Source organism: Methanobrevibacter sp. (assembly GCF_017432245.1).
Classification (GTDB): domain Archaea; phylum Methanobacteriota; class Methanobacteria; order Methanobacteriales; family Methanobacteriaceae; genus Methanobrevibacter.
Window position 1 is genome coordinate 1 of the sequence record NZ_JAFRJO010000026.1, and the last position, 13,270, is coordinate 13,270.

Annotated in this window: 13 protein-coding genes; 1 reads left to right on the top strand and 12 read right to left on the bottom strand. The window is 32.8% G+C overall.

Annotated features, from left to right (window positions below):
- Positions 1-16: 16 nt before the first annotated feature.
- The 12 genes from IJI80_RS02140 to IJI80_RS02195 all read right to left on the bottom strand — a co-directional run bounded on the left by IJI80_RS02140 (position 17) and on the right by IJI80_RS02195 (position 12,510).
- Entirely contained in the window at positions 17-565 is a 549-nt protein-coding gene (locus tag IJI80_RS02140) for a 50S ribosomal protein L15e (RefSeq protein WP_292787240.1), read from the bottom strand.
- A gap of 401 nt (positions 566-966) precedes the next feature.
- A complete protein-coding gene (gene rbr, locus IJI80_RS02145) occupies positions 967-1,512 on the bottom strand; it encodes a rubrerythrin (RefSeq protein ID WP_292787214.1) in 546 nt (181 codons plus the stop codon).
- A 70-nt stretch (positions 1,513-1,582) separates the two neighbouring features.
- Positions 1,583-2,560 (bottom strand): choloylglycine hydrolase, encoded by a 978-nt coding sequence (bsh, locus tag IJI80_RS02150; protein WP_292787216.1) that lies wholly within the window; start codon positions 2,558-2,560, stop codon positions 1,583-1,585.
- A 289-nt stretch (positions 2,561-2,849) separates the two neighbouring features.
- Positions 2,850-3,395, bottom strand: coding sequence for a flavodoxin family protein (locus IJI80_RS02155; protein WP_292787218.1), 546 nt, complete (start codon positions 3,393-3,395; stop codon positions 2,850-2,852).
- Between the two features lie 184 nt (positions 3,396-3,579).
- The gene (locus IJI80_RS02160; protein ID WP_292787220.1) at positions 3,580-4,350 is read right to left on the bottom strand and encodes an MIP/aquaporin family protein; all 771 of its coding nucleotides are present in this window, start codon (positions 4,348-4,350) and stop codon (positions 3,580-3,582) included.
- A 134-nt stretch (positions 4,351-4,484) separates the two neighbouring features.
- Positions 4,485-5,981, bottom strand: a complete 1,497-nt coding sequence (locus IJI80_RS02165) for a DUF2193 domain-containing protein (protein ID WP_292787222.1) — start codon at positions 5,979-5,981, stop codon at positions 4,485-4,487.
- Between the two features lie 475 nt (positions 5,982-6,456).
- Positions 6,457-7,629, bottom strand: a complete 1,173-nt coding sequence (gene metK, locus IJI80_RS02170) for a methionine adenosyltransferase (protein ID WP_292787225.1) — start codon at positions 7,627-7,629, stop codon at positions 6,457-6,459.
- 117 nt (positions 7,630-7,746) lie between these two features.
- Complete coding sequence (upp, locus tag IJI80_RS02175) at positions 7,747-8,373, bottom strand: uracil phosphoribosyltransferase (protein ID WP_292787227.1); 627 nt, start codon at positions 8,371-8,373, stop codon at positions 7,747-7,749.
- Positions 8,374-8,448: 75 nt separating this feature from the next.
- Complete coding sequence (locus tag IJI80_RS02180; RefSeq protein WP_292787229.1) at positions 8,449-9,759, bottom strand: solute carrier family 23 protein; 1,311 nt, start codon at positions 9,757-9,759, stop codon at positions 8,449-8,451.
- Between the two features lie 360 nt (positions 9,760-10,119).
- A complete protein-coding gene (locus IJI80_RS02185; RefSeq protein ID WP_292787231.1) occupies positions 10,120-10,599 on the bottom strand; it encodes a GNAT family N-acetyltransferase in 480 nt (159 codons plus the stop codon).
- A 100-nt stretch (positions 10,600-10,699) separates the two neighbouring features.
- Entirely contained in the window at positions 10,700-11,170 is a 471-nt protein-coding gene (locus IJI80_RS02190; protein WP_292787234.1) for an MGMT family protein, read from the bottom strand.
- A gap of 146 nt (positions 11,171-11,316) precedes the next feature.
- The gene (locus IJI80_RS02195; protein WP_292787236.1) at positions 11,317-12,510 is read right to left on the bottom strand and encodes a glycosyltransferase; all 1,194 of its coding nucleotides are present in this window, start codon (positions 12,508-12,510) and stop codon (positions 11,317-11,319) included.
- 187 nt (positions 12,511-12,697) lie between these two features.
- Here IJI80_RS02195 and IJI80_RS02200 point away from each other — a divergent pair, with 187 nt between their 5' ends.
- Complete coding sequence (locus IJI80_RS02200) at positions 12,698-13,237, top strand: TIGR00730 family Rossman fold protein (RefSeq protein WP_292787238.1); 540 nt, start codon at positions 12,698-12,700, stop codon at positions 13,235-13,237.
- Positions 13,238-13,270 lie beyond the last annotated feature (33 nt).

Below are 13,270 nucleotides of genomic sequence, written 5' to 3' on the forward strand. Positions count from 1 at the left end.
AAAAATTAAAAAAAGATTATTTTAATCTTTTTTCACTACCTTTTCCTCTATTTCTACGGCCACGGCCTTTTTTACCAGCACTGGTTAAGCCTCTAAGAGCTCTGCTTCTGTGCTGTTTTTCACAAATCCAGTTGATTTTAGGGTCGTTCTTAATAGAAGGACTTTGTGGGTCTACTAAAATTACTTCAAAGTATTTGTATTTTCCGTCAGCCCATACCCAGTAAGAGTTTAATACTTCCATGTTAGGGTATTTTTTAGCTACACGTTCTTCACCGATTCTTTGAATAGACTTAGCCATGGTAATTTTGTTTACACCCATTCTTTTTGGTCTACGACCGTGTTTGAAACGAGTTTTCCTACGTCCACCACGTCTAACTTTTACTCTTACAACCACGAAACCTTTTTTAGCCCTGTAACCTAATGATCTTGCACGATCAATTCTGGTTGGTCTGTCGATTCTAGTGATTGCAGGTTGTTTCCTCCATTGAGGAACTCTTTGCCACATAAGTTCTCTTACATAAGACTCATCTGGATTTTTCCATGCATCTCTAATATATTTGTACATCATTTAAATAACCTCTTGTTCAGCTTTTCGCCACATCCAAAGGACAATATTTAAAATGTTTATTTTGATTAACTGTATTAGTTTAAATAGAGTAGTGAATAGCTATTTAATTATTAATCAAATTCTAAATATTATAGTCCATAAGAGTTTAATTATTGTTAGAACATTGCTATCAAACAGCAAATATACTAACATATTATAATATTTACCAGTAATCATTTAAAAAGTTTTTGCATAAAAATAGATATTTAGGTTTACGAGAAGGTTGATAGACTATTCATAATCTAAATCTAAATATAAATCTAAATCTAAATCTAAAAGAAAAGAAAAGAAATATTAAAAAATAAAAATACTAGTTAATTATATAAAAAATAACAATTAACTAGCTATAGTTTAAAAAATTAGATATAACTTGTGTCTTTTTTTCTGAAGTGTGCTTGTGGGTGATCACATAATGGGCAGACTTCAGGTGCGTCTTTTCCAATATGGATGTAACCACAGTTATTACATTTCCATGCAATCTCTTCATCTTTCTTAAAGACTTTGTCTGCTTTTATCTTAGCAGTTAAAGCATTGTATCTGTCTTCGTGGGCCTTTTCAGTAGCACCTGCTGCATCAAATAAATCTGCAATATCATCGAATCCTTCTTCTCTTGCGGTTTCTGCAAATTCATTGTACATCTCAGTCCATTCATAATGCTCACCAGCTGCAGCATCGGCAAGATTGCTTAAGGTGTCAGGCACTTTGCCTCCATGCAAAAGCTTAAACCAGATTTTAGCATGTTCCTTTTCATTGTCAGATGACTCCTGGAAAATGTCCTTGATTTCAACATAGCCGTCTTTTTTAGCTTGTGAAGCATAGAATTCATATTTCACACGAGCTTGAGATTCACCAGCAAGAGCTGCCTTTAAGTTTTCTTCAGTTTTGGTTCCTTTTAAATCTGCCATTATAATCTCTCCTAAGTTAAATTTAGTTCTACAACATAAAACTTTTGAAATATTCTTTTATTCAAAAGAATTAATTTACAAAATTGATTTGTGCCTCATTAATCAATGGATAAATTATCAAACTGTCTCCTTCAAGATTCTCCTTATTCAAGTCTACAGCTGTAATCTGATGATTATCATATGTTTTATAATACAAAATGCCCTTATCCGTATTGTAGCAAGATGAGTAAATGGTATACTCATACAAATCAGGATCATCAATGAATGTCAATCCTTTCTGCTGTTCAACAGAAGCTAAGATATGGAAAAACTGTGAAACGCTTTCAGCTTCACTGTCACCAGAAAAGGAATTTTCCTTAGTGAAAGCAACCTTTACAAAACGGGACGCAGAAGACAAATCCCCTGGAAGGCCAATTGCACCCATGCCTCTACTATATGTATCCAAATCCAATTCCTTGGCAAAGGTATTTTCAGGTGTCTTGACAGACAGATTCCTGTAATTGTTCAAATTAAACAATTGCATGTCAAAGCTAGGATTATTGGTTAAAACACCAACAGGATTTTCATATATCTTTAAGCCATTCTCTAAAGGTTCAACGATTATTGAAGAATTCCTATCCGATATCATCCAATGTAGGGGAGATAACGGCAATTCCTCTGAGAAATTAATATTCACCATATTAAGATCCTTTAGCAATTCCTTAACATCCTCTACCGATTCCGATTGAGACAACAAATAAGGAATGAATTCAAAGGGCGTTACATTTACCATTCCCTCCTCACATTCCCTATAAATGGCATTGCCTGCAAAGTTAAGACCTGCTATAGCCACTCCCTTTTCATTACAAGCATCGTAATATAAAGGATAAGCGTCAATACCTGCAGCAATTCCAATTATGGCATGATGAGATTTTATCTCATCAATTTTCTTAAATTCAAATTCGTAGTTCCTTGGAGTTATACAAACTCTTTCAAAATATGAAATTTCATAGTCGAAATTTCTGCCAAAATAATGGCCCCTTGTTAAATATTCACTTGCAGTACACATAAGATTTAATTTATGACTTATCCTTATTAAGTCTTTTGTATTGTTTAGAAAAATTAGAAAAAAGTAGAATAAACTAATAAGTTTTTTAATAAATATTGTAGAAAATGTTACTATTTTAAAAAAAAATTGAACAATTAATTTAAATAACATATCAAAAAATATTAATTTGAAAAAATTATTTAAAAAACTATGAAAAAAATGATAATGATTGATTATGAGTTAGAAAATCAAAGAATTAAAATGAAGAAAAAAAGAAAGAAGAAGAAAAAAGATGAATATGAATTAAAAGCTAGAACTTTTTACCAAGTTCATAAGCCTCTTTCAAGACATCTTCTTTTTCCTTAACGTCTCCAGGGAATTTTACATCTCCTACATCAAGAGCTCCGATGAATTGCATTTCTGTATTGTTTTCAAATGGCTGTGTGATAGTCAATTGAAGATAAGCATCATAATCTCCAGGATATGCATGAGTCAATACAAGAGCGGCCTTTGCATCTTCTGAAAAGCTCTTTTCAGGATTGTTGAAAATGCTGTAGAATCTATCAACAATTGTTTTAGCTTGAGCAGTCATCTGACCAAAGTAAATAGGGCTTGCCAATATAACGCTTGCACCATTTGCAAGCTTGTCAATGATTTCGGTCCCATCATCTTCATATCTGCAGTCTTTTCCTTTTCTGCATAATTCACATCCACTGCAAGGAGCTACATCAAGATCTTGGATAATGTATTTTGTTATGGTATGGCCATTTTCTGCTGCTCCTTTAGCCATTTCATCTACTATTATTTCACAATTGCTGTTTTTACGTGGACTTCCAATTAAAGCAAGAATTTCCATTATTTTATCTCCAAAATATATTTTAAAAAATCAAATGCCAAGAGCATTAATCAATATAAGCTTTATTAATTTAAGTATTTAAATATTCTAAATAAATTAAAAATAGAAAAGGACTATATTAAAAAACACTATAAAAAAATAATAAAAAAAGAAAAAAAGAGAAAAACTCTTTTTTAATTAAAAACTAGTCTTTATTGAATGGTTGCGGTAAAGCACAAGTGTCATTGTCTTTAGCAATGTAAACATATGCTAAAGCTGCAAGTATAGCACCTACAATAGGTCCAACCAAATAAATAGGGAAGTAAGCCCAAAGGTTAGCTCCGCCGAGTAAAGTGTCCATCAAGTAAGGGCCGAAGGTACGTGCTGGGTTAATGGAAGCACCAGTGAATGCACCGAGCACAACAATAACGGTAGCTACAGTCATACCAATGGTAATTCCTGCAAATCCAGGTTCTGCCTTTTCATCAACTGCAACACCCATAACAACAAGCATTAAGAAGAAAGTACCAATACATTCAGCAACCATAGCTTGAATATAGCTTACTCCAAGACCTGGAGCAGTAGCGCCTAATCCTCCAATTGTTACTGCAGGAGCGCCTAAACAGACAAATAACAATAAGCTTCCTAAACATGCACCGATTACTTGAGCTACAATGTAGTAAACGCTGTCAATCAATGAAATGTTTTTAGTTACAAGCAAACCGATGGTTACTGCAGGGTTCAAATGAGCACCGGATATTTTACCGAATACATAAATACAGATCATTACTGTTAAACCGAATGCTAATGCAATAGCTATCCAGTCACCAAGACCACCGAGCAAACCAATGCCAGCAGTTCCCAAATCATCGGAAATAAGTAAAGTTACAACAGCAGCTCCAGTACCAAAGAATACAAGGAAAAAGGTACCTAAAAGCTCTGCTATGAATTTTTTAGTAATATTACATGAAGCCATATTTTCTCTCCATAATTAATTTTTAAAATTTAATAAACATGACAATTCTAATTAAGATGAAAATACCTAATTAGATCTTAAGAAAAAAATAAAGTTAATTTAAAAAAAAAATTAACTTTTCAAATATTTTAAATCTATACAGATTCTCTCCATTGACAGTATTCGTGTTTTGCATCAATCATACATGCAGCACAGTTTTTACAGCCTCTTACAGGAGAACCTGGAGCTTCCTTGTTAAGTGCAATGATGTTTGTCATCATAGTTGCAGTTACAGGTTCAGGAGTAAGCAAGCATGGGTAGTCTGAAAGTCTCATTAATGAGGAGAATCTTACTGTAATTCCACAAGCAGGGTAAGTGTATCTTTGTGGGTTCATGATAACTTCATTATCAGCAATAGGGCTTAAGTCAACATCGAATCCAGCGATCTTAGGTACAAGATCAATTTTTTGACTGCTTCTTGCTTTTCTTGCATTGTTGATTGCATTGTAACCTCTGTAAATCATGTCCATAAAGTCACAGTTGTGTAATTCTGCAGCAGCTCCTCTAGTAGGATATTGCTGTACGAAGTTGTGGAATCTTTTGGTTAATAAGTCTACAACCATAGGAGCATTGAATCCATCTAATTCAAGAATGTATTCAGCAGCACATGCAGTGGAACCGGTGGATAATGATAAGACATTGTAAGGGCTTGTGTAATTGTCAATATTAGCTTTTAAGCTTGCTTCCATAACTTTTGAAGTTGCTTGAATAATTGCTAAAATCACGTCATCCTTACACATGTTGTAGCTTGCTTGACCGATATGGTGACCGATGTCCCCTACACAGTATGCAGGTACGGTTACAATGTTACCGTAGTGTACGCCATCATCCATTGCAGCTTTTACAACAGATCTCATTTCTTTCTTGTATCCTTCCATAAATGCTCTTACGTCAAAGGAAGTGTGTCCTGCATCATCCATTAATTTGCCTTGACCTTCTACAGGTTCTTTATAAATCATTTGTAAAGCTTCAATCTCCTTTGCGGTAGCTTCAGCAGCAGTTGCACCAGCTTCAATAGCGTTTGCAAATGCATCTCCTACACCATAGGAAGTGTTCATACCCCATGATTTTGCAGACAAGATTGCTTGCTTGTGCATTACTGGAATATCAATGGTCTGCAGGATTTGGTTTACTACATTGGAAGTACTTCCAGGCATCATAGCAAAGTCCACTACACAAGTAGGACCATAGAAACCGCCATAACGGCGAATGGATTCTTTTGCAATCATTGCTTCATTGTCAGCAATAGCCTTAATGAATACATCCATGCTGTCTGCAAATTCACCATCTTCCTCACATAAGATTTCAAGTACTGGAGGAGTTTGGTAATGTTCAATGAATGGATCGTCTTCAGGTCTGATGGTTTCAGTTACTGAAGTCAATACTTTGTAATGGCTTTCTACAGATTTTTTGTGCAAGTCAATTACAGTTTCTGCTTGACCATCTGCACAGGTCATGCCTGCAACAGCATCTGCATATGGTTTCGCATCTACAATTTTAAAGTCATTGTATCTATTTGCGCTAATTACATCAATATCTGCTTGAAGAGCAGCTACTGATTCATTAATCATTTTTTCATATAATTCATTCATCATAACACCACATTATATAAAAAATTCGACCACAAATGTTTATTTTATTTAAAAGGTTAAATTAAATTAGTTTATTTTAAAAAGTTAAATTAAATTAATTAATTCAAGAGGTTAAATTAAATTAATTCATTTAATATGTTAAATTAAAATAAACGCATGAAAGATTAAGATTATGCTAAAAAATAGATTATAAATATTTAAATCAAATAAAAATAAAAATTTATCTTTATTTTTATGAAATATTGAATAAAAATCTATTATGTATAATCTTCTCTTATATAATAATTTATTGAATAAATATATATAATTTTTGAAATGATTCTCAAATAAGATTAATTAGCATTTTTAAACAATGATTAAAAAAATAGAAACTAATTTGATTATTTTAAATAATTGCAAATTAAAAAAAGAAAAAGAGCAGAAACTTCAATGAATGAAGTCTCTAAAGAATTTACTAAAAATTTAAAAAAATTGATTATTCAACAATATACTTCTTTAAATCCTCAACTTTATCGGTTTTCTCCCATGGAAGACCTTCAATTCCAAAGTGACCGTATTTAGCGGTTTGCTTATATTTGGTAGATCTTAAATTCAAGGTTTCAATGATTCCATCAGGAGTTAACTTAAAGTTTTCACGAACAATTTCATCAAAGGATTTGCTGGTCTTTACTTCAGTTCCATAGGTATCTACCATAACGGAAGTTGGTTCAGCAACTCCAATTGCATAGGAAATTTGGATTTCACATTTTTCAGCAAGACCACTTGCTACAATGTTCTTTGCAATGTATCTTGCCATGTAACATGCACTTCTATCCACTTTAGTGCAGTCCTTACCTGAAAATGCTCCACCACCATGTCTTGCATATCCCCCATAAGTGTCTACAATAATCTTACGGCCAGTTAATCCTGCATCACCGTGAGGGCCTCCGATTTCAAAAACACCTGTAGGATTGATGTGTTCTTTAGTGTTTTCAGTCATCAATTCCTGTGGAATGACTGCTTTAAATAACTTTTCACGAATATCCTCTTTAAGTTGTTCTTGATTGTGGGACATTGTCTCATCATGTTGGGTGGAAAGAACAATTGCATCCAATGAAAGTACATTTCCATCCTTATCATAGTTTACGGAAACTTGAGCTTTACCGTCAGGTCTTAAATATGGTATTTCACCAGTTTCACGGAGTTCTGTTAATTTATTTGTAAGCTTACGTGCCAAATCAATTGGGAATGGCATTAATGAATCAGTTTCATTAGTTGCATAACCGAACATCATACCTTGATCTCCAGCTCCACTTTCTTCACCTTCACGGTCTACACCTTGCTTGATGTCTGGAGATTGAGCATGAAGCAAACTGACAACTTCACAGTTATGACCATCAAATTTCAATTCAGGATTGTCATATCCGATTTCAATGATAGTATCTCTAATGATTCTTTCAATATCTTCTCTAGTAATGTTGGCATCTGCTGTAACTTCACCGAATACCAAACAGAAATCAGTTGTAACGCAAGTTTCACATGCAACATGAGCATGAGGGTCCTGTTCCATGAATGCATCTAAAATTGCATCTGATATAATATCTGCAACTTTATCAGGATGCCCTTGGGTTACTGATTCAGATGTGAATGTTTTATATACTTCACTCATTTTTTCACCATATTAATTTAATTAATATAAATTGTTTAAATAAAAAATATTTTATCTTTTATTATTTTTCTATTTTATATATATTAATACTTTTGTTTATTTTATTATAGTAAAAAATTATTTGGTACCAAATATCCTATCTCCTGCATCACCAAGACCTGGAGTGATATATTTGTTTGCATTCAATCCCTTATCCACCACTGCACAGTAAATTTGAACATCAGGATGATGGGATTCGATAACCTCAATTCCTTCAGGTGCAGCAACTATACATAAAAATTTTATATGTTCAACACCATCTTTCTTAAGCTTATCAATAGTTGCCAGAACACTTCCTCCAGTTGCAAGCATAGGATCAACAATCATTGCCACCTTATCCTCAATATTTTCAGGAACCTTATAATAATATTCAACAGGTAAGTATGAATCTTCATCACGATAAAGGCCAATATGACCCACTTTAGCATTTGGCATCACATTAATGATACCATGCACCATACCTAAACCTGCCCTTAAGATTGGAATGACAGCATAATTATCTTCTCGAACCTTACCAGTTTTCATTTTAGCAATAGGAGTTTCGATTTCCACCTCTTCAAGTCTAGCATCCCTGGTAGCTTCATAACATAATAACGCAGCTATTTCAGTTACCACTTCCCTAAACTTTTTGGTGCTTGTATTCTCATCTCTTAAAATAGCCAATTTATGAGTTATCAATGGATGATTTAAAACATATTCATTCATATTCTATCTCCTTAATAAAAAAAATAATTGCTTTATTGCATCAATTAAAATAAAAGAAAAAAAGAAAAGAAGAAATTAACGAACTTCAGTGAATTCATTATCATCTTCTCTTTCTGGAATAAGTAAATTAAGTATTACACCAACAATTGCTGCAAGAGCCATACCTGAAATGGATACTGACAAGTCACCTTGAACAATGGATAAGGTAGCTCCACCTAAACCTAAAACCAACATGGTAGCTGCTACAACAATGTTCTTATTGTTGTTGAAGTTCACTTCCTCTTGAATCAAGAGCTTTACCCCATTCACTGCAATGAATCCATAAAGAAGGATAGCCACACCACCAATTACAGGGTTAGGCATAGCTGCAAGAAGTGCAGTCAAATGTCCAGAGAATGCAAATAATATTGCAAAGAGTGCAGTCAAACCGATTACATAAATGGATGCCACTCTTGTTAAACCTACAACTGAAGTGTTTTCACCATAAGTGGTGTTTGCAGGACCACCAATGAATGCTGCAAAGAAGGTAGCAAGACCATCCCCGAGAAGGGTTTTGTTTAAGCCAGGATCTGAAATCAAGTCACGTCCAATGATTTCACCTAATACCTTATGGTCCCCTACATGCTCTACCATAGTTACAAGAGCAATTGGAACAATTGTTAAAAGAGCAGCTGGATTAAAACTGTAATTTATAAAAGGCATGTAGAAATCAGGAATTTCAAATAAGCTAGCTGCAAAGAATCCTGAGAAATCAACCATGCCTAAGCAAGCTGCTACAATATATGATACAATAATACCAATCAGGAAAGGAATAACCTTAAGCATTCCTCTACCACGAATAGCTATCACTGCAGTTGTCAAGAATGCAACAAGTGCAACAATAAGGTTATTGATTGGAATTACAGCTTGATCAAGGCCAATTTCCTGAATTGCAGTAGGAGCTAAGCATAAACCGATAACCATAATCATAGGACCTACAATTACTGGAGGAAGTAACTTGTTAATCCATGCATTACCAGTAATTCTTATGATTATAGCAATAGCCACATAAACTAAACCTACAACCATTAAAGCTGAGAAAATACTTGACTTACCGCCAATAGCAAATCCTGCAATCATAGGAGCGATAAAAGCAAATGAACTTCCTAGATATACCGGACTTCTATTCCGTGTAGCAATTACATAAATAAGTGTCCCTACCCCAGAAGCAATCAAAGCAACTGGAACAGACAGCACAGGTTCGCCAACAGTGGTGTTAACTACAATCGGTACTAGGATTGTAGCACCAAAAATAGCACATAAACGTTGAAGGGATAATAGAATCAACTCAAAAATAGGAGGTTTATCCCATAATCCATAAATCATATCACTATCATTTTCACTCATTTTATCACACAAAAACTTGAGACTTATAATTACATTAATTAATAGGAATTATGAAAAAATAAATAAATAAATAATTAATTCAATTATTAATTAACTTAATTATATCTTATATTTATTGATACCATTATTAAAACTTTATTAAAAGGTTTGAACAGAGCGTGATTTTCAATAAAATAAATGAATTTTTTATAAAAAATAGTAAAAAATTAATTAAAAAATGAACTATTCATTAATTATTAAATTTAAAATACTGAAAAATTAATCAATTTTAAAACAAAATTGAAAATAGATGATTTAAATTAAAAAATGAAAAATTAAAAAAATAAAAAAGAGAATAATAATTTTAAAAAAATTATAAAATTAATCTTCATTAACAAAATCATCTAAGGATTGTCCTGTAAAATGGAAAACATCCCAATCCTTTTCTTCTGCACCAAGGGACTTGTAGAATTCCTTGCTTGATTCATTCCATTCAAGACAGGTCCATTCAAACCTGCCATATCCTCTTTCCTTTACAATCTTTGCAAGCTCTCTAAGCAATGCTTTTCCATAACCTTTCCCACGATATTCAGGGTCAATGAACAAGTCTTCAAGATGCATATTCACATTTGCAATGTAAGTTGAAAAGCTTAAGAAGAAAAATGCAAATCCTATCTCCTTACCATCTTCAAGAGCGAAAATAACTTCAGCCTGATTCTTATCAAAGATCCAATACTTTAAAGCCTCTTCAGTTGCTATTACCTCATCTAAACGATGTTCATAATCAGCTAATTTCTTAATGAATTCCAAAATCAATGGCACATCTTTCTCTTCTGCATTTCTAAATGTTAATTCTGGCATAAACAATCTCCAATTATTTAATGGTGAAAAATAGTTAAATCAAAAATAAAAAATTATTATCCGACACAAATATAAAAATTAGTTAAAATAACTAAAAAAGTTATTCTAACTCAAATAATTTATCTTCATAATCTTCAACAAAATATCTTATATTCTTTCTTCCTTTTGTAATGAAACTATGGCCTTCATTTTCAAGCATCTCCTTTTGATATTCCACTCCTCCAGGATATTTCGGATTCAATTCCCCATCCTTTTTAAGAGTTCTCCAAAATGGTATCTTATTATCCTCTCTTTCCTCACTTGCTTGAGCAGCTAAGGAAATGAAAATACCTGCAGTCAACGGACAAGTAAATTCAGCACCATGTTTCATTGCTAAAAATTCTCTAATTTGACCGGTAGTAATCAGTTTTCCCTTAGGAATCTTAGCCATGATTTCATTGTACTCCAATGGAGGAGCAATCAGCATATCCTCTCCACCATATCGTTCAATGGATTTCTCATCTGTAACTTTTATAATTTTAGGCATATCTTTAGAATCGTTTAGCTTTTCATTGAATGTTTTTCTCGCCATAATATCACCAATTAGAACTTTTCATTAAAACAAAAATTTTTAAAATAATTTAACATCACTTCAAAAAGTTAAAAAATTGATGTGTAAATCTTAATTGAACTTAATTAGTTATAAAGATTTCTACTTGTTCTTATATCATAAAACTATTATTCGATCAAGTCGTTCAAAGCCTTTTCAAACTTATCTGTAATGGCTTCCCAATCATTTGACTTGACATACTCCCTTCCTTTTTTGGAAATCTCTTCATATTTTCCTTCATCAAGAATCCTTTGAGCAGTCTCTAAAACTTCCTCTGCTTTTTGAACATATTCAATACCATTTCCATATCCAAATTCCTTGGAAATTCCAGGAAGCTCTGTTGCTATAACTACCTTTTCCATAGCCAAATACTCATAAAGCTTTATTGGAACAATGTCTTGCATGATCTCCTCATCGATATAAGCTGGAAGGAGACAGAAATCAGCAGAGGCCAAAAACTCAGGAATCATTTCATAAGGCTGCTTTCCAGTAAGTATCAATTGGTCACCAAGGTCATAATCCTCCTTAATCTTAACCATCTTGTCATAGGCATCACCATCACCAACTATGAGAATCTTCATGTTCGGATACTTTTCCTTGTTCTTTCCAAGCTCAATAGCCAATTCCTTCATACCTGCAAATTCATAGATCCAACCCATAAAAAAGAGAACTGTGTCATTTTTATCTATGTTATACATACTTCTTATATTGGAATCATCAAGTTGAGGGTCAAAGTCATTTAAATCAATTCCAGCATCAATTAAAATGGTTTCATTTGGATTAGCACCTAAATCCATTGCCAGTTCTTTAAGCTTTTGATTGATAGTGATGACAAGGTCAGAACGTTCTATTGCCTTTATGTTAACTTTCTTTCCAAATGATTGAAATGTCTTTTCTGGAATAAGTGCATAAAGCACATCAATCAAGTAGTATACAAATGGAATATTATGTTTATTGGCAAGCTTTGAAGCGGAATATGCATTGAGCAAACCTAATCCCATAATGATATCCGGCTTGAATTCCTCTATTTGCCTTTTGATTTCCTTTTTATGAGTGTAATATAATGACATGTAGTTTAAGACTGGTTTTTTAATGAATGAAGGCCTAATTACCTGAATGTTTGCTTCTGGTTTTACCTTGAATACATTGTCATGGACTTCCCTTTTGAACATAAATCCATCAGGATCCTCTTTTGGCCAATCAATAGGATAATCGATAACTTTCACTTCATGTCCACGGAGCACCATACGGTCCATCAAATGATGTTGCTGATGTGGATTTCTCTTTAACCAGTCTGACTCTTGAACTACCAATATTCTCATTATACTCACCAAATTTAAAAATATTCCAAAAAGGAAAACAATAACAATCAATTAATTATTTGTAATTTTTTATTTAAATAGATAAGTTTAATATAGATAAAGTATATAAAAAACTTTTTAATTAAATTATAATTAAATTATAATTAATTTATAAATAATATTATATTCAATGAAGATAAGGGATATTATGAGAATTTGCGTTTATGGTGCTGGAAGCACTGATACAAAATCTAAGTATATTGATGAATCATACAGATTAGGTGAGGAAATAGCTAAAAGAGGACATTCACTTGTATTCGGTGGAGGTTCCACAGGAGTGATGGGGGCTGTTTCAAAAGGAGCTATAGACAATAATGGAAAAGTTTTGGGAATAGCACCTGAATGGATGGAAAAATTTGAAGGAATATGCAGAGAATGTGATGAATTCATTTATACAGAATCCATGGAAGAGAGAAAAAACTTATTTTTGGAAAATTCAGACGCATTCATAATAGCTCCAGGAGGAATAGGAACACTTGATGAGTTTTTTGAAATAATCGTATTGAAAAAACTAAAAAGACATGATAAGAAGATTATAGTGTTCAATATGTTCGATTATTACGACCCAATGTTTGAAATGATTGAATTCATGATGGAAGAAGGAGTTGTAAGGGCTATAAAAGATAAAAATACCTTTAAAATAGCTGATACAATGGAAAGAATATTTGAAATATTGGAAGATGAATAAATTATCAGAAAGAAAAAAATAAAAAATAAAAAA